Genomic DNA, 25,912 nt, shown 5'->3' on the forward strand with positions numbered 1-25,912 from the left:
AGTCTAAAAATCAAAAGGGTCTAAACTGCAGGCAGCAAGCCTAATAGATACACATTAAATGTATCACCAGGATGTACTTCATGAGTTCCTCGTGGAATACATGCCAACGCATTCACAGTATATAGCCCTAACATGCTACTACTATTAAAATGACGGTTAGCCACAAACCGTGGCACACCACCGCCGAACACCACTTTTCCTTGTACATAGCGATCAAAAACATTACGTTTGAAGATTTCTGTATCCATTACGCAAGCCACCACTGGAGTCGTCCAATTAGCCAACCCTTTATAACGCTTCAAGGTAGGCGCTACGATTAAATGCCATCCATTGAAAGCAGCCCCTGGATTACCGGACAAGCCAAAGATAATCTGACCTTTCGGGGTAACCGCACCATAGGCTGCTGCACCCGGTCGCATTTGAATACGGGCATAGATAGATTCTGCCCCCAATTTTTCATAAATAAGAGGCATCGTATCAAAAAGACCTACCGATACACCACCAGAACTAATTATAACATCTGCTTCTTCACTAAGTTTTAAAACATGATTGATTTCAGAGTCTAACGCCTCTGGAGCATCACTTACATGATAATGTGTTATCTTGTGAAAACCTAAGTCCTCTAAGAGTCCACAAATCATAGCTCGATTGGAGTTGTAAATTTTACCAGGCGTTAAGCTTTCACCAGGTTCAATAACCTCATGACCAGAGGTAAGAACTAATACACGAGGCATGGCATTAACAGAGATCTCAATAATGCCAAGTCCCGTCAAAATGGTTTGTACTGTAGATGTTACCTCTGTACCGTGCGGAATCACAATAGTACCGGCATTACACTCCTCCCCTTGTGGAATAATATGATCACCACAACGATATTTACCTTGAATTGTAATCGATGTGTGCGGTTCACCTGTGCCGACTACTTGCTCCTGCATGATAACGGTATCACATGTATCTGGTACCGGTGCACCAGTCATAATCCGTACTGCATGGCCAGGTTTTACAGGCTGTTTCCATACAACACCGGCTCCAATGATGCCGTCAACGATATATTCATTACGACCTTCTTCATAGGCGATGGCATACCCATCCATTGCAGATTTTGAAAAAGCAGGTACATCCGTTGGCGCAATAATATCCTCTGCTAGTACGTATCCCTTCGCAGCCTTAACTGCAATCGTTTCAACTTTATGAACTTGCGTTTGTAAGGCCTCATCCCATAATTGGAGAGCCTTCTCAACAGTAACGACGGCCATTTAAACTCCTCATCATTTCCTGTATGTGGCGTACCAATTCAGGTACGTCTTGATCCAATTTGCCAATTTCTATCGTCGCCACTCGGTCCATTGGGTCCGAGATCAGCTCTTCCGTATATCCCTCTTGAGTAACCTCTATAATTGGGGCAATCCCTTGGGATCTCGTTTCTAGTATAACTATATCTACAGGCATAAACTGTGATATTTCATACAAGTTGGATTGTTCTTTCGTACGTATACGAATCGCTGTTTCAGTAGGCCCTGCAATTGCAACCGCATCAGCTCCAGCTTTATAGGCAAGGTCTGTATCTGTTCCTTCATGATCCATCTGAAAGCCATGCTTATCGCTTTTTACTACACCAACCGATAAACCGATATTTTGTAACTCACACACAAGGCGCGTTACAACAGTAGTCTTACCTGTTTTACGTTTCGATGCGACCACACTAATTAAAGGTACACGGCGGAATTCATTTTCTGCTAAAGCTCGCGCCCATTGATAGTCTTCAAATCGATTAATATTGCTTAGCTCCCAACTAAAATCAGTAGCATCAATAGATTCTACATGACCAATAATATCGAGGGCATGATGCAACGATACATTTTCGCCAACAAGAATAGATTGAATTAAGGACGCAATATATGGCCTATAAATACCCGCCATCGGCTCAGACTTACCACTTTCACTATATGGGACAATGGCATTCCAATCATTATGATCTACTTGATAGAGCCAATCATAATACAAATCCATTTCCATGAATGGCATATCTACTGCCATTACCGCATAAGCAGAACTAGTACCAACAGCTAGAGTACTATACAGCCCCCCTAAAGGTCCGCATCGCCCAACAGAATCCCGAACAATAGAAACCTTATTTTTCTCATCGTTCGATAACGTATCTATAATATGAGTCTGGATAGCAAGTCCTAATTGCTCGTCATCACCGATAGAGATAAGAATATCTTGAACATCTGCATCTAATCCCTTACGAAGTGCATGAGATATAAGACTTTCACCATTAATCCAAGGCAACAAAGCTTTAGGTTGCCCCATTCTAGTACTGAGTCCTCCAGCCAAAATAATTAAACCTAATTTATCCACGACGTTGTAAACCTCGTTTGACACCTTGGTAGATGAATAGTAAAACTGCAATATTTAAAAGGCCATCTGGCACCATATAGGATGCATTATAAATCATGGAATAAACCCAAGGATTCTGCCCTTGCGGAGCATAGCTAGCAAAAACTACGGCACCGCTCGTAACAGATGCTCCCCAACGCAATACAATACCTACGATGGATCCAGTGATAAGACCAGAAAGAGAATCTTTAAAGTAACCACAAACGCCAATAGCACCGTAGGCAACCAGGTAGTCTAATATAATACTTAAATAATGAACAGATGATTTAAAGCCTAAAATAAAGTGTAATATACCATATACAACACCTGCGAAGATACCTCGTGTTCCGCCCCAACGATACGCATAAATCATGAGTGGTACCAATGCTGCCGCCTTAATAGAGCCCCCCTGTGGCATATGGAAAATCGTAATAAATGACAACACTTGAGCAATGGCAATTGCTACGCCAGCTTCAGCAAGCATACGGATTTTAGACTGTTCCACATTAATCAACCTCCTTTTACCATATATATAAATGAAAATATTATTTATACAATCTACTTGTATTGTACTACAGTTTCTCCCTTACACCAAACAAAATATTCGGAACGTATTGAAAATTTTATGAGTCTCTTGTATAATGGTACAGGTTCAATATGTAATACTCGAAGGAGATATAGAAACTATGATTAATACAACTAACATCTTTGATTATGAAGACGTGCAATTGATTCCTAATAAATGTATTGTCTCCAGTCGTAGCGAATGTGATACACATGTAAAATTAGGTAAACGCACATTCCGCTTGCCAGTAGTACCTGCTAATATGCAAACTATCATCGACGAAGAGTTGGCTGAAAAATTAGCTCGTGAAGGGTATTTCTATATCATGCATCGTTTCCAACCAGAACGTCGTATGGATTTTGTAAAACGCATGCACGACCTTAACTTATATTCATCTATTTCTATCGGCGTAAAAGCTGAAGAATTTGCCTTAGTTGATGAATTCAAGAAAGCAAACTTAACCCCAGAATATATCACTATTGATATTGCACATGGTCATTCCAATGCAGTCATCGAAATGATCCAATACATAAAAAAGAACTTACCTGAAACCTTTGTTATCGCTGGTAATGTAGGCACTCCAGAGGCAGTTCGTGAACTAGAAAATGCTGGTGCTGATGCTACGAAAGTAGGGATCGGTCCTGGTAAAGTTTGTATCACTAAATTAAAAACTGGCTTCGGCACTGGTGGCTGGCAATTAGCAGCTGTTCGCTGGTGTGCAAAAGCAGCTACTAAACCTATCATCGCAGACGGTGGTATTCGAGACCATGGCGACATCGCAAAATCCATTCGCTTTGGCGCTACTATGGTTATGATTGGCTCCCTATTTGCTGGTCATGAAGAATCCCCAGGGGAAGAAAAAATCGTTGACGGTAAAGCTGTAAAAGAATATTTTGGTTCTGCATCTGAGTTCCAAAAAGGTGAGCGCAAAAATGTAGAAGGTAAAAAAATCTTCATCGACTCCAAAGGTTCTATCTTCGATACATTAACTGAAATGGAACAAGATTTACAATCCGCTATCTCTTACGCTGGTGGTACGACTCTACAAGCCATTCGCAAAGTAGACTATGTACTTGTTAAAAACTCTATCTTCAATGGCGATCGATAATCTAATCAATATATGATGATAGTTCTAAAAGCCACAGGTTCTAGACCTGTGGCTTTTTAATGTGTGAAATACATAAAATATAAAAATATGAAAAAGGAGCTACGATACGAGAATCGTAGCTCCTTAATTATAAGCTATTAAATTTGTTCTTCGCTAAGACCACAGTCTTTACTCATTAAATGGTATGCGTATTTACCAATACCTGCACTTACAACGAGCAATGTAGTCAATACGATAAATGCTACTGTAAGACTTGTACCGTGCGCAATGAAACCAATCAAGGCAGGCCCCATCAAAATACCCATATAACCGAGCATTGTGGATGTTGCAACGGCTTGTGTCATAGGAATGACATTTTGTTCCCCCATCGCAGAGAATAAGTTTGGTACTATCATAGCTAATGAAATACCCAATAATAAGTAAGTATACATGGAGGCATGTCCTGGTAAGAATACGATAAGCCCCATCGCAATAGAGCCAAGTAAGTAGCCACCAACAACAACTTGCTTAGATGTTAAGTGTTTACCTAATCTATTACCAAGCAAACGGCCTATGCACATAGTACCATTAAAAAGCATTACACCCATAACAGCCTCTTCAATAACAATCCCTTTATCTTCAAATAAATATAATGCGCTCCAGTCCCCTACAGCACCTTCTACCAAGTATGACACGAAGGACAATAAACCAAAAATAAGAGCGATTGGATGGAAGGACAATGGGCTTTTAGATTTTTTAGTAATCTTTGCGTTTGGATCACTACCAAAGGTCAACATAAATTGGCTAACTATGACCATCGCAATAAATAATACGATGAGTAGCCCCCAAATACTTTCATTAACAGAAAAAGATAAGATTTTTAAAAGCACAAGTAAAACACCGGCACCAGCAAAACCACCTAAGCTCCAGCCACCGTGATAGGCACCCATCAAATGTTTTTTACTCACCTTTTCCGTTAGGATAGCTTGTAAATTAGCAGAAGCACCACTAAGGCCTACACCAATACCAAAAAAGAACAGGGCTACTGTTGTTGTAGCAATAGTAGGACACATAGTAACGATGGCAAGAGATACCATACCAATAAAGCTAGCTAACAAAACGACTCTCTTACACCCAAAGCTTTCTACAAGCTTACCTGCTATAGCCATGGATAAACAAGAACCTACACCGAGCAACAAAATCATGGAACCTAATACATCTTCACCAATACTAAGCTTTGCTTTTAAATATGGCACAAAACCAGCCCATAAAGCTGTGTACATACCAGGGATAAAAAATGCCCCAAAAGCACCACGAATATTTGCTGTTGAAATAGAAACTTGATCGTTCATTACATCCTTTCTGGCTTCTAGAACCGTCCGGCGAAGAAAGGTCCTTTTTATCCGCAAAGCGCTAAAATATGCGCCATTCCAGGAAACCATTTTAATTACATATGTATTAATCTTGAAATATAATAACCCTCTTTACAAAACATGTAAAGAGGGTTTTGTAAATTTAAAATTAAATTAAAAAGCTTAATTGTAGATTTGGATAATGTTCAATCTCACGTTATAATTTAAGATTTATAAAAAAATAATGTTGGAGCGACATTATTATAATAGCACTCCAACATTTATTATAGATACGTTTCCAGTATTTTGAATATAATTATTTACTTCATATATTATTATTTTTTTGGGCTACTAGTATATTTCTTAGTGCATCATAACCATATATAAATCCACGCTTATCACACATACTAGATACTTCTTCACATATATTATCACCGATTTTATCTACAACAATACAAATATTCATAGCTCCTGCTAATTCTAAAATATGCTGAGCCTCCTCAATTTGGTGCCATAGATTATCTGATACAGAGTTTGGAATGATTAAAACCCCTATTACATCACGATTAAATGCACCGGCTGTAGCCGGTGGATATGGATTATAAGGTTCGCCTAATAGATATACAAATACAACAACTTCTACATCGTATGATGAAACTAATAGAGCAGAAAAATACCATGGATTTTCAATATACTCGCCTGGAGTTAAAAGACAATTCTCTTTACGATAAATTGCCATGGGGCGTGGCAGAGAATACGGTAAATCCAATATGTTTTTTACCACTTTTTCAATGTGGCAATAGGTACTTCCAACCCAAAGTGTGCTTCTTAGGTTTTGCACTGTTAACTCCTTGTAAGTGATACTACACTAAATTGTAAGAGTTCAGAAAAGCCTTGTAATACATTTGTTAAAGATACCTCTACACTTGAAACATCACCTGAGATTAATACTGCTCCTGAAAATCTATCAATAAATTCAATATGAACATTAGCAGCTTTAGAGGCCATATCCGCTGCAATAATAGCGGCTTCTCCTGGCGTAATAGTTAAAATACCTATTGCACTGCGCCCCTCACTATCCAAGCCTAATTTGCTATATAAATCCCTTTTAGGATTAGCTAATACATGAGCCAATGTAACCTGCTTTCCTGGTACTGACTCTTGTATGATTCGTTGCTTGTCTATCACGGTATATAGCCTCCCTTCAAATCACAGATTTGCAAATACTCTAATCCATAAAAATGCACCTACAGCTAAGAACCCACCAATGATAGGTCCTACTATTGGAACCCACGCATAGCCTAAATTTGCAGATCCTTTATTTGGAACTGGTAAAATGGCGTAAGCCATCCTTGATGGAAAATCACGTGCAGGATTCAATGCAAATCCAGTAGTTCCTCCGAAAGAGAAACCAATACTTGCTACTAAGAACCCTATAATTAATGGTGCTAAGCCATTTGCCATAGGTCCTAACAAAAGCACACAGAAGATAAATAAGAACGTTGCAATAATCTCTGATAGTAAATTCCATCCACGATGATCAATAGCTGGGCCAGTGGCAAAAATACACACACTATTTCCCTCTTCTGGACTTGTTATTTTAAAATGTGGATAATACTGTAACATAGTAATAACCGCACCTAAAAATCCACCCAAAAGTTGTGCTATAACTGTCCCCACTACTAATTCAGGAGGAAATAATCCGCCCGCTGCAAACGCTATGGTAATAGCTGGATTCAAATGACCAACACCACCTAAACCAACAGCAGTATATACAGCAAACGTGACTGCAAAACCCCAACCAAACATCAATCCAATCCAATTTGACTTAAGTGCACTGGTAAGCGTATTTTTCAATAATAGCCCTGCATTACAACTACTACCAAATGCCATTAAGACAGCCGTTCCAATAAATTCACTAACATACACTTGTGTAGCATCCATATGTGTTACCTCATATAATACATGTCAATATACGTGTTAAATCTTCTTTTGTTGCTTCGTATGGATTACCTGCATAAGTACGATCAGACATTGCTTGTTGAACTAATACAGGAAATGCGTTTTTATAGTCTATTTCATTGATGCCAAATTCTTTCATAGTCATGACACACCCCACTTGACGCGCTAATGATTGTGCACATTTCACTAATGCCGATAATTGCGAACTTTCATCATCATTTACATCTGTTAAAGATAATTTCTGAGCGATTAAAATATATTTTGATTTAGCAATTTTTGAATTTACTGCATTATACATAATTACATAAGGTAATAGCATCGCATTAGCTAACCCATGTGGCACATGAAATTGTCCTCCTAGTTGATGAGACAATGCATGTGTAATACCTAATCCTGCTTGATTAAATGCAATGCCAGCCATACAAGAAGCTTCATGCATCGCAGCTCGTGCTCTCTCATTTTTTCCATCAGTCACACAAATTGGCAAATTGTTGACTACTAATTCTATTGCTTTTTCAGCTAGCGCATCAGTGAAATTATTAGCATCCTTAGCTACCAAAGCCTCGAGTGCATGAACTAATACGTCCATTCCACTGTAGGCAGTCACCTTTTCGGGTGCAGATTTTACAAAAAATGTTGTTAATATTGCTTCATCTGGTAATAAACTATCATCTACTAAAGGATATTTAATACCAGTTTTAGTATCTGTTATAACAGCAAATGAGGTCACTTCAGATCCAGTACCACTAGTGGTTGGTATAGCAATAAATTTTCTAACCCCTACATGGTATAAGGTTTTACAAAAGTAATTAATACCCTTTGCCATATCTATAGCAGATCCACCGCCAATTACAATAAGTATTGTAGATTCCGCTTTTTTTAATACCGAGACCCCTTTTATAATAGAGTCAATAGGCGGATCAGGAACTACATCAGAATATACAATATAAGTATTATCAGTACTTATTATATCAATCACGGTTTGTAATGCTGGAGTTCCTACTAAAAAAGGATCACAAACGATAAAAATTCGCTCTCCATTTAATTGACGAAGCCTTTCTAATGCATCTAATTTTGAATCTGTTGTAGAATGATTAACACTTTCTGTAAAAATTTGCGTTTTAAAGGTCCATGATTCCATTATTACGCTCCTTTTATACATTCTTGAAAAGCTCGTAGTCCTGCTTTCACTATGAGCATATCTTCATCCACGGTACCACCACTAATGCCTAAACCACCTATTAAGTAATCACCGCACATTAATGGTTCACCGCCACCAAATAAAACTATTGGTCTTTGCACCATAGTTTCTATACCATAAAGAGAACTCCCTAGCTGTATTCTCTCACCAAGTTTCGCCGTACTACATCTAAATGCAATGGCCGTATAAGCCTTATTGGGTGCCAAGTCTATACTAACGCCAAGAGATTGTTCCATTCGTCTTTGATAAACTAAACAGCCACTAGCATCTACAATAGCCACTACTACAGGTACACCAATACGATTTGCTTCAGTTTCACACGCTTTTACAATTTGATCCACAACGGATTCAATAGTAATAGGTTTATGATTTTGTGATATTTCTGGATTTCCAAAGAGTCGATTTTCCCTTTTTATAGTTAAAGAAGTTCTCTCCATAGTCTCTATAATTTTTTGGACAGAATCATAAATATCCATGTCTAGCCTCCTTGTTACGGGCTAGTTTATTTTGCTAATAATGATTCTATATCATTGTGTGGACGTGGAATTACATGTGTTGAAATAACTAATCCTACATTACCAGCTGCTACAGCACCAGCTTCAACAGCTGCCTTAACGGCTCCAACGTCACCACGAACCATAACAGTCACCAATCCAGATCCAATTTTTTCATATCCAGTTAATTCTACATTCGATGCTTTTACCATTGCATCTGCAGCTTCTATTGCGGCTACCAATCCTTTTGTTTCTACCATTCCTAATGCATTATTCATAATAAACCTCCTTATTTTTTAGAATTACTTTTCTTTTTAGATTTTCCTGATTTAGTTGATTTTCTAGGTTGTTGTACTTCTGTTACATTTTCAGTAATTTCAACTAATGACGCATCATCTTTTGATTCATTAATCTCAATATCTTCATTTTGTAAAGTATTTCCTAAATCAAGTGATTCGCTTGATTTATCAATGATTGATTCTACTAAAATTGAAGCAGCTTCATCCACGTCAATAACCTCAGTACTTACTGTACCATCATTTTGATGCGGTTCTATAGTTTCTTTAACCTGATTATCTTTCAGGAATACATCAACTACACTTTGTGATACCCGTGGTATTACTTTACAGCCAATAAAACAATTCATTTCTTTAGCTATTGAACTGCCAGCTTGTATAGCTGATTGTACAGCACCTACATCTCCTATTATTTTGATGGTAAACCAACCAAAACCATTAGCTCTATCAATATTAACTACATGTACATTTGATGCTTTTACCATCACATCTGCCATTGTAATAGCTCCTAATAAGCCTTTTACTTCTAATAGTCCTAATGATTCATTCATATAAACCTCTCTTATCTTAAGCTAAACACTTCACTTAATACGCAGCGTCTAATTCGACAGAATGAGCGTGCACAGGTAATTCCTTCACCTGTTGGTCCTGCAATTGTGAATGTTGTATGTCCTTCACCGCCTACACCAATACCGGCATAAGATGGTGCATTCTTAACAAAAATTGTAGTTTCTAATAAACGCGCCATTTTTGATAATTTTTCAAGGTTTTGCGAGTGCATGATTGCTGTATGACGATTACCTAACTCTGCTCGATGTGCACATTCAATAGCAATATCTACATTTGGAACAGATACAATTGGTAAAATTGGCATCATCATTTCCTCTGTTACTAAGTGATGATGTTCTGATGTTCTCGCAATAATCAAATGAATACTGTCATCTACAGCAATCCCCACTAATGCAAGTAAATCTTTTGCAGGTTTACCTACGTAGTCTGGATTTGGTTTGCCATCATCTTTAGTCACTTTTTTTACTAAACTATCAAGCGTAGACATATCAGTTATTTCATAGGCACCATTTTTCTTCATATAGTACACTAGTTGATCTGCTACTTCTTCAACAACAAACACTTCTTTTTCTGCAATACATGGAACATTGTTATCAAAACTTGCACCATTTATAATATCCTTTGCCGCCTGTTCTATATGTGCGGTTTCATCTACAACAACAGGAGGGTTCCCAGCACCTGCGCCAATTGCTTTTTTACCAGATGAAAGTACTTGTTTTACAATACCTGGTCCACCAGTTGCCACAAGCAATCGAACTTTAGGATGTTCCATCATAATTTGTGTATTTTCGATGGATGGTTCTCTAACCATAGTCACTAAATTATTTGGTGCTCCTACAGCTTCTAAAGCCTTATTTATCATTTGCACCAAAATCGTAGATACTTTTTTAGCTCTTGGATGAGGACTAAATACTACTGTATTACCTCCTACAAGCATAGATATAGAGTTATTAATAATCGTTTCTGTAGGATTAGTAGTAGGTGTAATAGCACCTATAACACCAAATGGACAAAACTCTTCAAGCGTTAATCCATCATGACCCGTCATGGCTCTTGTTTCCAACACTTCCTTACCAGGTGTTTTCACTGCAGCCACTCGATTCTTAATCAATTTATCACTATATCTACCAATACCAGTCTCTTCTACAGCCATTAGTGAAATCATTTCTAAATGATCTTTTTGTAATACTGTATCGCGAATCGCATCTACAAAAGCATTACGTTCTTGTAAAGAATATGATAATAATTTCCTTTGTGCTATTTCACTAGCATTGATAGCCGCCTCCATAGTATCAAAAACACCATACTCATAAGCAGATGCATCTAAGGTAATGCCTTCTTGTTGTAAATCCTTTACAACTTGTTTTACTATATTTTCAATCATGTCTACTTTCATGTGTATCTCCTCTATGTTTTCGATACAAGTCCTACATCATTGTTCTTAATATACCCTGCATTCGCTTCATCTACATCTATATGCATTTCCAGAGCAAACTTAGGGGATACACGAACAATTACATTAGAAAATATCAATTCTCGTTCTCCATAAATAGTTACTGATACTCGTTCTTTATCAAATACACCCATTCGACTCGCATCACTTGGGTGCATATGAATATGTCTATGAGCAACAATGACGCCTTGAGAAATTGTGAACACACCTTTTGGACCCATCAAAGTAATGCCTGGCGTACCGTTTAAATCTCCTGATTCACGAATAACTCCGGACACCCCCAACACAAATGAATCCGTAAGAGAAATCTCCACTTGTGTTTCTTCTCTAAATGGTCCCAAAATCCGTACTTTTTCAATACTTCCTTTCGGTCCTATCAATGTTACTGTTTCATTAGCAGCATATTGACCAGGTTGTTTCAAATCTACTTTTTTAGTCAGATTATCCTGTCCAAATAATACTTGATATGCTTCTTTAGACACATGAACATGACGATTTGAGACGCCAATCGGAACACTACAGCGATTGATTTCTGTTAATCTCGTCATCACTCGTTCTGTCACTCGATGTATATATTCAGACTGTTTCATAAGTATTCATCTATCCATTAACTAACTGCTCTCTATATTGAGAGATCGTTCTATGTTCATATTTTTTAAAAATTTTACAAAAATAACTGATATCACTATATCCTAGAATATTAGCTATATTAGTTCCACTTTTTTCTGTACCTAATAGATATTCTTTAGCCAAATTTATTTTCTTTTTATGTATATATTGCATAATAGTCATATTCAATTTATTTTTAAATATACGACTAACATACCCTTGACTAACATTACAAGCAATCACTATATCTTTTAATGATATATCCTCTTGAATATGATTATGTATATAGCAAAGAATTGTATATAAAATATCTTGTTTTCCTTTATACATTTCCATAAATAGAAAATCGACAGTTTTAAATATCCATACATTTAGACCTTCTGGATAGCTAGTTGTGAGATATGCATGGGGTAGTTGAAGATTAAATACGGTTTTAACAGAGCTTGAATAATCCACTAAATTCGTTTGAATTTCATCAACAATTGAATACAGCATATTAATAAATGCATGTTTATCACAGCCTTTATATATATGTTCACATAGCTGATGCATCTTTTCTAAGGTTAGAAGAAAATCACTTTTAAGAAATGCATTATACACTTCGTCCAAATATACGGAACTATCTTCACATATATTATGCTTTATCATACCTTTATCCTTTGGAATCCATTTAATAAAATCCTCCCAAGAAAAAGGTTTATAAAGGTATCCAATCCCCTCATATTTCATCGTCATGGCAACAATTGATTCAATCTTTTTATTAATCATTATCACTACACGACATTCTGGGTATGTATAATATAAATATCGAATGATATCACTTGCTTTTTGGTTATATATATCTATTGCAACATAAGCGACCGTAAACTCAGTATGTTTGCCTAACTCCAATATTTCTTTATATGTACTTATACAAACCACATCTGCATCCATATGCATAGCAATTCTTTTTCGTAGGGCTTTCATATGCAATTGATCAGTATCCACCAAAAGAATCTTGATCATAACTTAGCTCCTTATTCACTCTAACGGATATGAAAGTATTACTTGCATGCCACCACAAGATTTATAATGACAATCTATGTTTGCAGATATGCCATATTTTGTTATAAACATCCTCTGTAACTCAATAATAGACTTAACTACGGAAGCTATGTTTTGTTCTAACATAGCTTCATAAGATATAGAATCCTTTTCCTGAATCAAATCTTGTAGTAACTTTAAATCACTCGATTCAAGTTCAAGCTTATCATCGTCTAAAATAATAGAGGCTCGATTTTCTTGAACCATGGTGTGTAACATAATAGAAATTTCACTATGCCCATCTTGTTGAACCACCTCTATAATATGTTGCACATATTGCCATATACTATAGGCTGGTACCATACAATGCCACATCGATTCATCTACATTAATCTTCCAGGACACATGACAATCTTCACGATAATTGAGCAAATTTATCATAGTTTCTATTCGCGAACACTCTTCTTTGATAGTAGCTTCAGCCCAACTATCATTCTGAAGAGCTAATGTATGTGTATAATCCAAAATAGCAGCTTCAGTTGTGGTAGCATCTTCTAAAATCGATAAACTATCTATTATGTCCAATAATTTGCAGTTACGTACAATATCAATATACCGTTTACATTGCATTAACTCAGTTTGTAAACTATATAGCTTATCCTCTGTCTCTTGTAATTTTAACTCCAATATATCAATACGTTTTAAATTTTTTTGCTTATTACGATTTGATACGATTTCATGATTTGTTAGTTGATTAATAATAAATTCTACTAGCTTTGCAATGGAAAGAACCTCACTGTAACTATATCGTTTGATATCTTCCAACTCTTCAGAGGTAGATTTCAATACATCATGTTCAATTAAATCTTGTCCTCCAGGGACCATATTTTTACTTAACCGAACAATTGTATCTGGCGCATCATCACATAAAATTTGACCTCCAATAAAGCCGCCTAAATACTGACCATCTACAATAATAGGAATGGCAATTTCTAGAAGACCACAAGGACAAATATAAATGCTTACCTCCTTATTAGTAGCAGCAATAATAGCTCCAGATGCATCTGACAATTTACACAATAACAATGATGTTGGATTATTCCGTACTTTCTTACAATACTTACAAAAATGTGTAGTCTTAGTTAATACATCACCTTTATAATCTACTGTAACAAAAGCAATTCCAGTTACATCTGCAACCGATTGCTGTATCTCTTCAAGTAGATCATATCCAATTACTGTCATGATATCTAAACAGGACTGCTCTTGTTGACGTTCTTCGAATTGATTTCGTGGCATTGGTTTTTACTACCTTTCTCATACGATATGCAAAATATCTCTACATATAGTATTCGACGATAATCATAAAAATCATGCAAATATTATTTATCATAACCAACTTTCATAAGCTTATGCATATGAGCTTAATGTTTCAACACACACGCATCTTCGTTTACGAACCAAATCTTTTGCCGTCACAGCGCCTTCACCTGTAATATTTGCAATTGTAAATGACGTCGACCCTACACCACAAATACCGATGCCATCTAGAGAACAACCATTCTTCACAAAAATGGCCGTTTCAAACTCCTTAGCTGCACGTCTTAAACGTTCAGAATTACTAGAATGTATACCTGCTGTATGATGGCAACCTTGCTCAGCCTCAATAGCAATTTGTAATGCACATTCAAAATCTCTAGCTTTTACAATGGCAATCAATGGAGCAAGTAGTTCCTTTGTAACAAATGGATGAATGCGTACCGTTTCAACAGCAATTAAATCATAAGAACAATCAGTTAAAATTCCTGCGTCCTTTAAAATAGTATCTGCAGATTTCCCACCATATAACCGATTTACTTCCAAATCTTCATTTAACAAAATCTTTGATAGCTTTAACATTTCACCAATAGAATCCACATAGTACACATTAAGACGTTCTAAAGCCTCTTTAAATTTAGGTAATATATCTTGAACAACAACTACATTTTTTTCTGATATACAAGTTATATTATAATCAAAAGATGCACCTTTATGTATACAATATGCGGCTTTTTCAATATCAGCAGTTTCATCTACAATAAATGTTGGGTTTGCTGGGCCTGCAGAAATTATTTTTTTCCCACATGATAATGCACTTCTTGCTGCATCAGAGCCACCTGTTGAAAGTATTAATTCAACATCAGGATGGTTCATAATTTCTTTAATATAGGCTAATGAGCAAGAATCCACTGTTGTAACAAGATTACATATACCAAATTTATCCATTATAATTTGATTGATAATTTTAGTTATATATTTTGATACACCCATCGCTCTAGGATGGGGACAGTGTATTGCCACATTACCCGCTGATAAAATACTTATCGTGTTATTAATAAGCGTTTCGCATGGATTTGTACTAGGATGAATGGCACATACAACACCATATGGAAACGGCTCTGTAAAAACCATACCACCTTCACCTTGTGTCGTATTAGTTTGTAAATCTTCAGGCCCTGGGGTTTCCTCTAGTGCAAGTTTAATTTTAATAATCTTATCTTCTGCTTTTCCCATACCTGTTTCTGTACATGCAAGAGTAGCAAACTCACGGGTATAATCACGTAAGCCTTCTCGAATAGCTTGAATCAGCTGTTTTCTTTCTCGTAAACTCACTTTTCTATACATATGAAATGCTTCTTTAGCGGCACTTACAACTTGTGTAACCGAGGAAAATACCCCCCATTGGGTTTCCATATTTACCTCCTTGTTAAATATCAACAGAATCTACAATACCTATAATTGCCAAGTCAATAGTTGCACCTTTTCGATTTTCTTCTACCCGTACTGAAGACCCTGTACCGACTAGTACATATTCGCCTACACCAGCTCCTACAAAATCGGCTGCCACTTGTTCTCTATGAGCTGGTGAAAGCGATGCATCTACCGGTTGTATAATCATTAATTTATATCCTAGAAGGGTATCACTCTTTTTAGTAGCGACTACATTACCAATAACTTTTGCTAAATACATGCTGACTCCTATCTCATAAAACTCAATTTATATAACGAATATGGTCTATGTATTGTATCCCTAACTCAAATATACGTTTATAGTAGGAACGTACCATCTCTTGATAGGAAATTGGCTCTTTTCCTGATAAAGGCTCTATCGACGTAGGCAGAACATATACGCTTGCACCTTGTGCAAAAGCCCTTTTAACAACTTCTGACAAATATGATTGACTATACCCCAATGCAATATGAATGACGTCATTTCGTGGGATATACGGTAATACCACGCAATCATTCTCTGTAAAATTCGGCTCTGCATCATAAGAATGTAGCATAAGGAAAGGATATACTTCCTTAACTCTACGCTCCATTTCAGAATCACAAGGCTTAGCAACAAGTGCATAAACAGGTCGTTCTTTATATGATATTAATTGGCTAGCTAACGAATAGTTTTCATGATGCCATATATCATCAAAAGCAACATATAGTTTACGCAACTTTTTTGTTGCATTTTGTTCTGCTAAAATACGTGCCACCATGTCTTCTAAGATCCTAGTTAGGTCTTTATCTTCCATAGTGCCTCCTCTAAAGTAGTGGCATATAAGGATATAGCCTCATATGCCACACTATATTTATGCCTTAAGAGTTGGAAGAATACGTTCTGTATCAGTATGAGGACGTGGAATAACATGTAAGGAAACAACTTCTCCTACTGCACGTGCTGCTACTGCACCAGCATCTACTGCAGCTTTAACTGCACCAACGTCACCACGAACCATAACAGTTACCAATCCAGAACCAATTTTTTCATAACCAACTAAATTTACATTTGCTGCTTTTACCATAGCATCCGCTGCTTCAATGGCACCAACTAAACCTTTTGTTTCTACCATTCCTAATGCATCTGAAATCATAATATCCTCCTATGTTCTACTAACTGTTTATTAAATATATGGAGTAGTACTTGATTTAGGTTCATCACCTAATGTACCAAGTAATTTTATTCCCACCTCACGAGCTGCTCTAACAGCTTGTCTTACAGCTCCAGAATCCCCTGAGAAGGTTAGAATAACTTCATTTGAGTAACTTGTTCCTGCTTTAGGAGATGAATATGATACTACTTCTACATTTGCAGATTTAACTGCTGTATCGGCGAGAACCGTACCAATAGCAGCAGGCCCTGCACATACCATACCAAAAGACTTTCCTAATGGTGTATTAAATACAGATTCTAAACAATAACTAGCACGTGCTGTATATTGGAACTCGAGGTGACCTGCATCATTGCTATATACATCACCGAAATACTTTGGTAATGATTCTAAAGCAATTTCCACTGCACGACGTGCATCAGATACATCATGCGCACCAATATAGATAAGAGAACCGTGACCAGCCCCACCTTTAGTATCTCTAGGTAACTCTACTGTAATAATTTCTGTATTTGTTGCTTTAATTGCATCATCTACAGCCATAATCTGAGGACCGGCACCAATACGTCCACCGATAATTCCGATAGACTTAAATTCACCCAGTCCCATTGTTTCTGTTAATAATGGATCTACACTTGCTATTACAAGACCGATTGTATCTCCTATTGCAGTACCGACAAATTCAGTTACTCCTATAGACGTTTTTGTTGTTTCTTTAGGATTTTTAATACCAAGTTCTTCCGATACCTGCCCCATCACTTTTTCTAATAATGCTGTATCCATAGTACCTCCTAGCCACCAATAATACAGGTTAAACCTTTTGATTCTACAATTTTTTTGTACCTTTCCATTTCTTCTTCTGGAATTTTGGGTGTTTTTTCTAATTCATATTCTCGTCCTAAGAGTTCATACTTTCCTTGACCATAATTATGATATGGCAACAAATGTACTTCATGCACGTTTGGCATACTCTCTTTTACAAACTCCGCAATACCTCGTATATCATCTTCACTTGCATTAAACCCAGGTATAGTAGGAACACGCACTGTTGTATTCGCTATCGATTGTATAACCTTTGCCGATTCTCTTATTTTTGCATTATCAACACCAGTAAACTTTTTATGTTGTTCTGGATTGACGCTTTTTATATCCAATAGAACTAAATCAATATACGGCATAATTTCTTCTACAATCTTTGTATCATAGTATCCTTCTGTTTCTATTGCCGTATGCCAACCTTGTGCTTTACAAGCTTTAAAGATTTCTTTAGCAAATAAAGGTTGTGTTAAAGCCTCTCCACCAGATAAGGTGATACCACCATTAGAACGAAAATATTGTGTCGCATCTTTACGAAGCTCTTTCACTACTTCCTCTACAGTCATCAACTTACCTTTCATAGAAAGTGCACTTGTAGGACAGACTATCGTACACTCTGCACAATTATCACAGAGCGTACGATCGACCCAATAAGGATTGCTATCAGCAATAGCCTGTTTTGGACATACCGCTTGACATGCCTTACATCCAATACAAAGTTGTTTTCGATACAATACCTCAGGATAATATTGTTGCGATTCTGGGTTAGAACACCATTTACACCGCAATGGACAGCCTTTTAGAAAAACGATTGTCCTAATTCCCGGCCCATCATGAATGGAAAAGCGTTGAATATCAAATACAGTGCCTTGTACACTATAATCTACTGATTCCATACAAACTTATCCTTTAATATATGCACCTACATATTATGTTCTGTACGATTAATGATGTCATCTTGTACTTCTTTTGCCAATGTAACGAAGTGAGCACTATAACCTGCTACACGAACAATCAAATCTTGGTTATCTTCAGGATGTTCCTGTGCATTAATTAATGTTTGTTTATCAACTACGTTAAATTGAACATGACTACCTTTTTTATCAAAGAAACTCTTAATAATGGATACGAAGTTTTTCAAGCCTTGTTCGCCACTAACGGCTGCAGGAGTGAATTTTTGATTATATAATGTACCATTCGATGCTTGTGCATGGTCTAATTTTGCAACAGAGTTAGATGCCGCTGTTGGGCCATTAACATCATTACCTTGTCGAGGTGATACACCATCTGCCAATGGTTCTGTTGCTAAGCGACCATCTGGTAAGGCTGCTACGTCTTTACCAAATAAAACGTTTGCAGATACTGGGTAAATACCAGCTTGGAATTGACCGCCACGAGGGTTCATATACTTATCAACTTCATTACAGTAGATTTTGCCGCAACGATATGCAAGTTCATCAACTTCTTCAATATCATTACCAAAGGAATCTGTGTTCTTTAAGATATTGTGAATTGTCGCATATTTACTTGGATCAGATTGAGATTTACAGCCACAGCTTGTGCCTGCCCCTTGTTTTAAATGAGATTCTAATGTAGCAATATCAATGGATCCTGTAGAAGATAAGATTTTCTTGACAGCTTCATAAATTTGAGCTTCATCTAAAGTAGCTTCAGAAATAGATGGAGTACAAATAGGTGCTGCTGCATCACTATACCCAAAGTTAGCTTCCAAAGCACCACGTAAATCTTTTAATGTAATACGTTTATCTTCAAATACATTCTTTTGAATAGCATATAAAGAGTCACCAGCATCAGCAATACCAAATGCTTGAGGTCCTGTAAAGTTATAGATTGCACCGCCTTCTTGGCAAGATTTACCGCGTTTGATACAATCATCAATCATAGCTGACATAAATGGTAAAGGAGCACGTTCCATATGTGCATAGTCAACTGCATTATCAGCTTTAGCTAAATGGCGAACAAAGTATTCCATTTGTTTTTGATAAGCTGCAAGAATTTTTTCCATGCTATCTAACTCTTCTAGCTCACCAGTTTTTGGTCCCAATTGTTTTCCTTTACAACGACCATTATTAAGTGTAATTTCAAGAACTTTAGCAATATTGAAGAATGCAGCATCATGCCAACCTTCTGTACGATGGCCCGCTTGCGGTTCTACGCAGCCGATAATGCAGTAATCTCGCGCATCCTTTAAGGCTACACCACGAGATACTAATGCTAGAATAATAACTTCGTCATTATAGAATGCTGGTACACCATATCCTAAACGGGAAACTTCACATGCTCGATATAAAAATTCCATTGGAGAATTTTGATGTACACGAACTGAAAACGATGGTGCAGGCAAACGTACATGTGCTACGGCTTCCATACACATGTAGGATACTTCATTTGTAGCATCCTTACCTTCTTCATCTTGACCACCTACGCAAAGGTTTTGGAATACTGCGTAGCCAGCAAATGCTTGTGCGGAAACTTCATCACGTGTTTTATTAATATCATTTAACTTAACCCAAATACAATCTACCAGTTCTTGTGCTTTAACACGGTCAATTGAATCGTCTTTCAAGTATGGATACATATATTGGTCAAAACGGCCTGGTGAAATTGAATGACCATTTGATTCAATTTGTACCATAATTTGAATAAACCAAAAAGATTGACATGCTTCCCAGAAATTACGAGCACCAAATTCGGGAACGCGATCACAATTGGCTGCGATTTGTTCTAATTCTGCTTTACGAGTTGGGCAAGAAGTTTTTAAAGCTAATTCACGAGCTTTTTCTGCATAACGGTGTGCAAACCGGATAGCTGCATTATAAGAAATAATAACGGCATTATAGAATTGTTTTTTCTTAATACTACTTGGATCATCTTCATCCAACGCATTTAAAGCTGTTATTGTTTCTTCCAATATACCACGGAAACCTTTTTTCAAGATTTTACCATAATCTACATTTACGTGACCTACGCCTCCGTAGAAATAGTTGCCAACTGTAAATACTCCATTAGAAATACAAGCTTTTGTATCTGGTTCCATATAGGAATCAGCTAAAGCACTCGTTGTCTTTCCATCCCAGTATAAAAATGCATCATGTAATTCATGTTGCACCTTTTCAGAAATTTCAAATGGGTCAGCCATACGGTTATGCATAGTATGGAATTCTTTTTCTACCCAATCATAAGAGAATTCTGGGCATATCTCAGTAGATCTTGGATTAACTGTAATGGACCCAACTACTAATTCATTATCTCGAATTGTAATTGGTAACTCATTAAAGATTTTCTCAACTGCCTTTGCACGACGAATAATAGTAGGTTGACCTTCCGTTTCCTTATAGGATTGTGTAATTAAAACGGCACGTTCTGATTCTACCTGTGGTACTGCATCAATAATTACTTGTCTTAATTTCTCAATTCGTTCTGTGGGTTTACTAAATCCTCGTTCTAGCATTTTCTAACCTCCTAACAACGTAAAATACTCCATCATGCTATTCATCTGTTTTCTGTGTCACCTCATGCAAATTCAGAATACCTAGCATACTTCTTAAGAAAATCCTATCATAATATTCGTGCATACTCATAAGATTTTCTTGTCATCTTTGTTGTAAATTTCAAACCTCTTTTTTCCTAGAATACTATTTTCCATGTAACACATATAATGTATATAAATAAATATTACAGAGTGGTAATATACAAACCTATTTTAGGTAATAATCGAACCTTCAAGCTTTTCTCTATTGTTCTATTTATTTTTTCTATTTATACTGAAAATGATTATAGGTAGGAGGTGATTACCATGGCATCGCAAACAGATCTTTGTCTTTGGGAAACAAATCGTATTGCTATAGGATATTCACTGTTAGATCAGTTATTAAAAGATTATCCTATTTCTTTGGTCAAACAGTATCGTATTTGCCCTGGTAAAGCATTTTTCTTACTCGGTGCAGATACGGATATAGTAAAACAAATCGAATGTACATTAAAACACAAGGATTGTATTCAATATCGGGTTGTCACCGGCATTCATCCTGATGTACTTTCAGTATTTCAACACAAAAAAATAATTCCCAAGGTAACTCACTTGGGAATTTATGAATGTACTACATCTGTATCCGCTTTTCATTTAGCAAATTATTTAGCTTGGCATCATCAAGTAGATTTATTACATATACAAATCGGTATCGGACTATGTGGTAAAAGTATTATTTCCATTGCAGCATCCTATACTGATTTAAAAACAATTGAAAGCCAATTGCCTCAATTATATCCAAAAGATATTGTGAGTCACGCAACAATTTCAGATCCATCCCCAGAATTGCTTTCACTCTTATAGGAGGTTCTATGGAGTCTATACAATTCTTATTACAACAAGCTCATGCTTTATGGCGACAAGGTAATGAACAAGGTATGATTGAATATCTAGAAAAAGCAATTCACTTGTGTCGTCAAGAAAAGAATGACAAAAAACTTATTGAAATTTTAAATGAATATGGTGGCTCTTTACGTAATGTTGGCCGATATGACGAAGCGATTACTGCTATTGAGGAATCACTTAAGATTCTCCAAAAAAATAAGTCCTATTCCCAGCAAACATATGCCACAATTTTAATAAATCTTGGTAATACATATAGAGAAAAAAAATTATATTACGAAGCAGAATCATATCTATTAAAAGCAAAAGAAATATTTCAATCTCTAGAGGATACATCTTACGCATATATTGGATTACTAAACAACTTAGCACTTCTATACCAAAACACTAATAATTATGACATTGCTCATAAACTACAATTAGAAGCGGTAGAACTGCTAGAAACTACAGAATACCAAGTACCTCTTGCTATTAGTTATAATAATTTATATGAAATTAGCAAACATATCAAAGACTATAACGGACTATCTCCAGAGATATATTTAGATAAAGCAGCTTATATACTACAGCGAGAAGTAGGTACGAGTCATCCTATGTATGCAGCAGTATTGAATAATCGTGCAGACTATGAAATAAATCAACACCACTACGACAAAGCACTTCAGTTATATCGTGAAGCTTTACCGATTGTAAAACACAACTATGGTATAGATAGTCAAGCCTATCAATCGGTACAACAAAATTTAGACTATGTAAAGGATTTAATTGAAACATTACAGCAGAAATCCAAACCAACTCGTAAAACTGGGCTCCAATTAGGTCGCGAATTAGCCCATTATGTGGCACAAGATTTAGAGTTAAACATGCCAGATATCTGTCCATTTCTCTGCTTAGCATTAGTGGGAACAGGATCGGAATGTCTTGGCTACGATGATATGCTTTCAGAAGATCATGATTTTACAAAACGGTGCCAACTCTTTTTACCAGATGATATATATAAATCAAGCAAAGACAATCTATTATCTTATTTTACAAACTACGCCCACGGACAAATACAAATAGAAAGTATTTCACACTTTTATAAGCGCTACACACTATATCCAGAAGGCCCACAAAGTCCAAGTGAATATCGTCGTGTACCACAAGACCTATTGTGTACAGCAACTAATGGAGAAGTATTTGTAGATAATTTAGGTACGTTTACAACTATACGTCAACGATTGCTCTCTTATTATCCTGAGGATATTAGGATTAGAAAAATCGCTTATGAACTCAATCAACTTGCTCAATCAGGACAATACAATTTACTACGTATGATAGAACGTAATGATACGGTAGCAGCTCATCTTGCTCGAACTAAATTCACCCAACACTATATGTTGATAGTTCATCTATTAAATAAGTCATATGCTCCATTTTATAAATGGCTCTATCGACATACCTGTGCTCTACCTATACTTGGAAATACTGTAAAATATGGAATACCAGACCTTTTAGATTCTCCTCTAACCGATACAAAACGACATATTGATCTTTTATGTAATGCACTTATTCAAGAACTTCAACGTCAATCATTAAGTACTAGTCCTATCGACTTTTTAACGTATCAAGCTAAAGAAGTTATGCAACAAATTCAAGATGATGACCTTAAATTAGAGGACTCGTGGGTCAAATAGGAGATATATTATGAAAGATGATTTAATCATATCTATAATCCAAAAAGAATGGCCACTATTTACGAAGACACAAAATGTAGGACAACGTTCTGCATGCCAAGATCAAATGGCTAACTTCATCATATCTCGCCATGCTTATTGGTCTATGTACTCCTCTCCAGTCTTGCAATCCTACTTGCATGACTTAGAAGTAGCTCATATGAAAGGTCAAAATCTCATCACCTTTAAGTATGGATATATGATGGCCTATACACATCCTGATGAATTCTTGAATATACAAGATAAACTACCTCCCATTTCAACAGTAAAACATTCATTAGTTACTGCGATTATGACATTGTATATGAAATGGGAATTAGATATACAACGGGAAATTCCAGGATTCGATACAAAGCATAGGCCAATAGAAGCAATCAATAATAGCCAAACCCACACCTCTGTAGAAACTTATATGACAGGAGAGCTCCAGTCCTATTCAGAGGTCACATTGGAAAACATTTTAGCACACTTTTTACAATGTTCTAAAAATGGAATCAACCCCGTAAAAGAATATCTCAATGCCTTGCACTCGTAAATGACATTACATAGCTTCCATTCCATTTTCCTCTCATAAATATGAAGAAAACAGGCTAGGTCTTAGAAATACTAAGATTGAGCCTGTTTTCTTTTTTAATTCAAGTAGATTAAATTTTTAATTCAACAAGTTATTCCTACAAAATAACATTCCTTATTATATTATTCATTGATATTAATAGAATATCCATATTCCTAAACAGCTCGTAATAAGTGCTACGATTACAGGAACCGAGGTTCGTCTAAGTAAATCTACCGATTTAATATGAGCCACGCCTGCTACACCGACCATTACAGGACTAATAGGACTTAAGAATAAACCTAAGCTTGCACCATTTTGCATTCCCAACATAGTTGTAATTGGATCTAGGCTAAGATTAGATACAATATTAGGTACTAGTGGAACTAACGTAAATAATGGTGCTACGTTACTACCTGTAACCATACTAAGTCCCAGCATCCCCCCTCCAAGAACAGAGGTAAGTCCAATAGAGTTTAAGGATAGTGTTTGAAGTGCACTAACTAACGAATCAATAAGGCCTAGGCTAACCAAACCTTGCGCAAAGATTTGCCCCCCTATAATAAGAGTCACTGCATAAGAGAACTGATTCCCCATACCTTCAAAGAAAACTGTGGTGCTCTTAAGTACAGTTCTCAAATTTCGATGACGAATTAATTCTGCCATTAGAGCAATGCCAAAGGCAAGCATCATGGCAAGAGTAACATTCATCTTTACACCAGAAAAACCATACTGGCTAAAGCCTAAGATAAAACACAAGGGTAATAATGGGAATATCATATATAGCTTGGGACCAATAGGCGCTTTAGGAATGCTTTCAAGATCATTTACATCCATAGGGCCATCAATTCGATCTCGATATCTCTGCCACCAGAAGTGCGCTATAGCAGTCACAATAGCAACTAAGAAATAAATTCTCAACTGATAGCCTACAAAATAGTTTGGCACAGGAATATTTAATACCTTTGCAATCAATAAAGTAGACACCGCCCCAGGTCCTACATCCATAAGATGTCCCGTAGCAATAACTGCAGCCGCCCCTACAGGACTTACACCTAATCGAACTAAAACAGGATACATTGTGACCATCATGAGGAGAGCAAGACTCAAAGGATTGGGAACACAAATAGCTAATCCCATATTAAGTAAAAACATAAGGGCTAACACAATATATGGTCGATTAAGACGATATAAAGGGCGGATAAAAGTATCTGCCAGTCGCGTTCCTGCCCCAATATATTCCATATATTTTGCATAGCCTGCACAAGTCATAATCATAAGGCCCAGATTAACTATATTATTAGATGTCGTTATTCTTACGATATCCATGGCATCAAATATAAGAACCCCTGTAGATTGATCATCAACTAATATGGCATCAATCCATTTTCCTTCATAAGCGATGAACATCATGAGAATTCCCAAGCCAATCAAAATAGGTTGAGGTTGATAGCGCTTCATCAATAATATGCCTGTTATAGCAATAATAATGAGACATATAACTATATTCATAAGTACCTC

General features: G+C 36.5%; 27 protein-coding genes. 4 read left to right on the forward strand and 23 right to left on the reverse strand.

All coding sequences use genetic code 11. From position 1 onward, the window contains the following. Positions 1–20 precede the first annotated feature (20 nt). The 3 genes from KHY58_RS07055 to thiT are packed head-to-tail and all read right to left on the reverse strand — an operon-like array spanning position 21 to position 2,884. Positions 21–1,256, reverse strand: a complete 1,236-nt coding sequence (locus KHY58_RS07055; protein ID WP_278472684.1) for a molybdopterin molybdotransferase MoeA — start codon at positions 1,254–1,256, stop codon at positions 21–23. After that, positions 1,237–2,361 (reverse strand): molybdopterin-guanine dinucleotide biosynthesis protein MobB, encoded by a 1,125-nt coding sequence (locus KHY58_RS07060; RefSeq protein ID WP_278472686.1) that lies wholly within the window; start codon positions 2,359–2,361, stop codon positions 1,237–1,239. Before KHY58_RS07060 ends, KHY58_RS07055 begins: the two co-directional genes overlap by 20 nt. Beyond that, complete coding sequence (gene thiT, locus KHY58_RS07065; RefSeq protein WP_039965064.1) at positions 2,354–2,884, reverse strand: energy-coupled thiamine transporter ThiT; 531 nt, start codon at positions 2,882–2,884, stop codon at positions 2,354–2,356. The genes KHY58_RS07060 and thiT overlap by 8 nt, the downstream gene beginning before the upstream one ends. A 181-nt stretch (positions 2,885–3,065) precedes the next feature. On the opposite strand from thiT, the gene KHY58_RS07070 reads away from it, so the two are divergent. Continuing rightward, on the forward strand, positions 3,066–4,052 hold the full coding sequence (locus KHY58_RS07070) for a GMP reductase (RefSeq protein ID WP_278472693.1): 987 nt from the start codon (positions 3,066–3,068) through the stop codon (positions 4,050–4,052). 137 nt (positions 4,053–4,189) lie between these two features. On the opposite strand, the gene KHY58_RS07075 is transcribed toward KHY58_RS07070, so the two are convergent. The 19 genes from KHY58_RS07075 to KHY58_RS07165 all read right to left on the reverse strand — a co-directional run bounded on the left by KHY58_RS07075 (position 4,190) and on the right by KHY58_RS07165 (position 21,202). Further along, positions 4,190–5,383 (reverse strand): MFS transporter, encoded by a 1,194-nt coding sequence (locus KHY58_RS07075; protein ID WP_008601510.1) that lies wholly within the window; start codon positions 5,381–5,383, stop codon positions 4,190–4,192. 325 nt (positions 5,384–5,708) lie between these two features. Then, entirely contained in the window at positions 5,709–6,224 is a 516-nt protein-coding gene (locus KHY58_RS07080) for a EutP/PduV family microcompartment system protein (RefSeq protein ID WP_118091383.1), read from the reverse strand. A gap of 2 nt (positions 6,225–6,226) precedes the next feature. Next, positions 6,227–6,571, reverse strand: a complete 345-nt coding sequence (gene eutS / locus KHY58_RS07085; protein ID WP_038123752.1) for an ethanolamine utilization microcompartment protein EutS — start codon at positions 6,569–6,571, stop codon at positions 6,227–6,229. Positions 6,572–6,592: 21 nt separating this feature from the next. Continuing rightward, on the reverse strand, positions 6,593–7,327 hold the full coding sequence (locus KHY58_RS07090; protein WP_038123754.1) for an MIP/aquaporin family protein: 735 nt from the start codon (positions 7,325–7,327) through the stop codon (positions 6,593–6,595). 10 nt (positions 7,328–7,337) lie between these two features. After that, positions 7,338–8,486, reverse strand: coding sequence for a 1-propanol dehydrogenase PduQ (locus KHY58_RS07095; protein WP_118091384.1), 1,149 nt, complete (start codon positions 8,484–8,486; stop codon positions 7,338–7,340). 2 nt (positions 8,487–8,488) lie between these two features. Beyond that, the gene (locus KHY58_RS07100; RefSeq protein WP_278472699.1) at positions 8,489–9,022 is read right to left on the reverse strand and encodes a GlcG/HbpS family heme-binding protein; all 534 of its coding nucleotides are present in this window, start codon (positions 9,020–9,022) and stop codon (positions 8,489–8,491) included. A gap of 26 nt (positions 9,023–9,048) precedes the next feature. Next, a complete protein-coding gene (locus tag KHY58_RS07105; RefSeq protein WP_278472771.1) occupies positions 9,049–9,321 on the reverse strand; it encodes a BMC domain-containing protein in 273 nt (90 codons plus the stop codon). A gap of 8 nt (positions 9,322–9,329) precedes the next feature. Next, positions 9,330–9,887: a BMC domain-containing protein gene (locus KHY58_RS07110; RefSeq protein WP_118091386.1), complete on the reverse strand. Its 558-nt coding sequence runs from the start codon at positions 9,885–9,887 to the stop codon at positions 9,330–9,332. An 11-nt stretch (positions 9,888–9,898) separates the two neighbouring features. Then, complete coding sequence (locus KHY58_RS07115; protein WP_118091387.1) at positions 9,899–11,302, reverse strand: aldehyde dehydrogenase family protein; 1,404 nt, start codon at positions 11,300–11,302, stop codon at positions 9,899–9,901. An 11-nt stretch (positions 11,303–11,313) separates the two neighbouring features. Beyond that, a complete protein-coding gene (locus KHY58_RS07120) occupies positions 11,314–11,949 on the reverse strand; it encodes a phosphate propanoyltransferase (protein ID WP_118091388.1) in 636 nt (211 codons plus the stop codon). A 10-nt stretch (positions 11,950–11,959) separates the two neighbouring features. Continuing rightward, positions 11,960–12,973 carry an AraC family transcriptional regulator gene (locus KHY58_RS07125; RefSeq protein ID WP_118091389.1) on the reverse strand — a complete coding sequence of 338 codons (1,014 nt, stop codon included), beginning with the start codon at positions 12,971–12,973 and terminating at the stop codon, positions 11,960–11,962. Between the two features lie 15 nt (positions 12,974–12,988). Further along, positions 12,989–14,290: a PocR ligand-binding domain-containing protein gene (locus tag KHY58_RS07130; protein ID WP_118091390.1), complete on the reverse strand. Its 1,302-nt coding sequence runs from the start codon at positions 14,288–14,290 to the stop codon at positions 12,989–12,991. A gap of 111 nt (positions 14,291–14,401) precedes the next feature. Continuing rightward, positions 14,402–15,724 carry an aldehyde dehydrogenase gene (locus KHY58_RS07135; RefSeq protein ID WP_278472703.1) on the reverse strand — a complete coding sequence of 441 codons (1,323 nt, stop codon included), beginning with the start codon at positions 15,722–15,724 and terminating at the stop codon, positions 14,402–14,404. A gap of 13 nt (positions 15,725–15,737) precedes the next feature. Beyond that, the gene (locus KHY58_RS07140) at positions 15,738–16,001 is read right to left on the reverse strand and encodes a EutN/CcmL family microcompartment protein (RefSeq protein ID WP_038123770.1); all 264 of its coding nucleotides are present in this window, start codon (positions 15,999–16,001) and stop codon (positions 15,738–15,740) included. 22 nt (positions 16,002–16,023) lie between these two features. Continuing rightward, positions 16,024–16,557, reverse strand: coding sequence for a hypothetical protein (locus tag KHY58_RS07145; protein ID WP_118091392.1), 534 nt, complete (start codon positions 16,555–16,557; stop codon positions 16,024–16,026). A 57-nt stretch (positions 16,558–16,614) separates the two neighbouring features. After that, positions 16,615–16,896, reverse strand: coding sequence for a propanediol utilization microcompartment protein PduA (gene pduA, locus KHY58_RS07150; protein ID WP_038123785.1), 282 nt, complete (start codon positions 16,894–16,896; stop codon positions 16,615–16,617). Between the two features lie 30 nt (positions 16,897–16,926). Then, on the reverse strand, positions 16,927–17,697 hold the full coding sequence (gene pduB, locus KHY58_RS07155; RefSeq protein WP_038123786.1) for a propanediol utilization microcompartment protein PduB: 771 nt from the start codon (positions 17,695–17,697) through the stop codon (positions 16,927–16,929). An 8-nt stretch (positions 17,698–17,705) separates the two neighbouring features. Further along, the gene (locus tag KHY58_RS07160) at positions 17,706–18,626 is read right to left on the reverse strand and encodes a glycyl-radical enzyme activating protein (RefSeq protein WP_118091393.1); all 921 of its coding nucleotides are present in this window, start codon (positions 18,624–18,626) and stop codon (positions 17,706–17,708) included. 26 nt (positions 18,627–18,652) lie between these two features. Then, positions 18,653–21,202: a glycyl radical protein gene (locus KHY58_RS07165; protein ID WP_278472709.1), complete on the reverse strand. Its 2,550-nt coding sequence runs from the start codon at positions 21,200–21,202 to the stop codon at positions 18,653–18,655. A 345-nt stretch (positions 21,203–21,547) separates the two neighbouring features. On the opposite strand from KHY58_RS07165, the gene KHY58_RS07170 reads away from it, so the two are divergent. From KHY58_RS07170 to KHY58_RS07180, 3 genes are read left to right on the forward strand one after another with little or no spacing between them, the layout of a single operon-like run. Next, positions 21,548–22,084 (forward strand): hypothetical protein, encoded by a 537-nt coding sequence (locus KHY58_RS07170; protein ID WP_118091395.1) that lies wholly within the window; start codon positions 21,548–21,550, stop codon positions 22,082–22,084. Between the two features lie 8 nt (positions 22,085–22,092). Continuing rightward, a complete protein-coding gene (locus KHY58_RS07175; RefSeq protein ID WP_118091396.1) occupies positions 22,093–23,799 on the forward strand; it encodes a DUF4037 domain-containing protein in 1,707 nt (568 codons plus the stop codon). A gap of 10 nt (positions 23,800–23,809) precedes the next feature. After that, positions 23,810–24,373: a DUF4125 family protein gene (locus tag KHY58_RS07180; protein ID WP_118091397.1), complete on the forward strand. Its 564-nt coding sequence runs from the start codon at positions 23,810–23,812 to the stop codon at positions 24,371–24,373. Positions 24,374–24,547: 174 nt separating this feature from the next. Here the strand turns inward: KHY58_RS07180 and dcuC are convergent, their stop codons facing one another. Then, positions 24,548–25,903 (reverse strand): C4-dicarboxylate transporter DcuC, encoded by a 1,356-nt coding sequence (dcuC, locus tag KHY58_RS07185; RefSeq protein ID WP_278472713.1) that lies wholly within the window; start codon positions 25,901–25,903, stop codon positions 24,548–24,550. Positions 25,904–25,912 lie beyond the last annotated feature (9 nt).

The sequence above is a fragment of the Veillonella parvula genome, from assembly GCF_018366295.1.
GTDB lineage: Bacteria > Bacillota > Negativicutes > Veillonellales > Veillonellaceae > Veillonella > Veillonella parvula_P.

Coding starts and splice junctions, on each gene's coding strand:
- pduA (WP_038123785.1), bottom strand. CDS start 16,896: ATGATTTCAGATGCATTAGGAATGGTAGAAACAAAAGGTTTAGTTGGT.
- KHY58_RS07120 (WP_118091388.1), bottom strand. CDS start 11,949: ATGAAACAGTCTGAATATATACATCGAGTGACAGAACGAGTGATGACG.
- KHY58_RS07115 (WP_118091387.1), bottom strand. CDS start 11,302: ATGAAAGTAGACATGATTGAAAATATAGTAAAACAAGTTGTAAAGGAT.
- pduB (WP_038123786.1), bottom strand. CDS start 17,697: ATGGATACAGCATTATTAGAAAAAGTGATGGGGCAGGTATCGGAAGAA.
- KHY58_RS07180 (WP_118091397.1), top strand. CDS start 23,810: ATGAAAGATGATTTAATCATATCTATAATCCAAAAAGAATGGCCACTA.
- dcuC (WP_278472713.1), bottom strand. CDS start 25,903: ATGAATATAGTTATATGTCTCATTATTATTGCTATAACAGGCATATTA.
- KHY58_RS07125 (WP_118091389.1), bottom strand. CDS start 12,973: ATGATCAAGATTCTTTTGGTGGATACTGATCAATTGCATATGAAAGCC.
- KHY58_RS07070 (WP_278472693.1), top strand. CDS start 3,066: ATGATTAATACAACTAACATCTTTGATTATGAAGACGTGCAATTGATT.
- KHY58_RS07145 (WP_118091392.1), bottom strand. CDS start 16,557: ATGGAAGATAAAGACCTAACTAGGATCTTAGAAGACATGGTGGCACGT.
- KHY58_RS07135 (WP_278472703.1), bottom strand. CDS start 15,724: ATGGAAACCCAATGGGGGGTATTTTCCTCGGTTACACAAGTTGTAAGT.
- KHY58_RS07090 (WP_038123754.1), bottom strand. CDS start 7,327: ATGGATGCTACACAAGTGTATGTTAGTGAATTTATTGGAACGGCTGTC.
- KHY58_RS07160 (WP_118091393.1), bottom strand. CDS start 18,626: ATGGAATCAGTAGATTATAGTGTACAAGGCACTGTATTTGATATTCAA.
- KHY58_RS07100 (WP_278472699.1), bottom strand. CDS start 9,022: ATGGATATTTATGATTCTGTCCAAAAAATTATAGAGACTATGGAGAGA.
- KHY58_RS07165 (WP_278472709.1), bottom strand. CDS start 21,202: ATGCTAGAACGAGGATTTAGTAAACCCACAGAACGAATTGAGAAATTA.
- KHY58_RS07170 (WP_118091395.1), top strand. CDS start 21,548: ATGGCATCGCAAACAGATCTTTGTCTTTGGGAAACAAATCGTATTGCT.
- KHY58_RS07175 (WP_118091396.1), top strand. CDS start 22,093: ATGGAGTCTATACAATTCTTATTACAACAAGCTCATGCTTTATGGCGA.
- KHY58_RS07095 (WP_118091384.1), bottom strand. CDS start 8,486: ATGGAATCATGGACCTTTAAAACGCAAATTTTTACAGAAAGTGTTAAT.
- KHY58_RS07140 (WP_038123770.1), bottom strand. CDS start 16,001: ATGTATTTAGCAAAAGTTATTGGTAATGTAGTCGCTACTAAAAAGAGT.
- KHY58_RS07075 (WP_008601510.1), bottom strand. CDS start 5,383: ATGAACGATCAAGTTTCTATTTCAACAGCAAATATTCGTGGTGCTTTT.
- KHY58_RS07130 (WP_118091390.1), bottom strand. CDS start 14,290: ATGCCACGAAATCAATTCGAAGAACGTCAACAAGAGCAGTCCTGTTTA.
- KHY58_RS07055 (WP_278472684.1), bottom strand. CDS start 1,256: ATGGCCGTCGTTACTGTTGAGAAGGCTCTCCAATTATGGGATGAGGCC.
- KHY58_RS07110 (WP_118091386.1), bottom strand. CDS start 9,887: ATGAATGAATCATTAGGACTATTAGAAGTAAAAGGCTTATTAGGAGCT.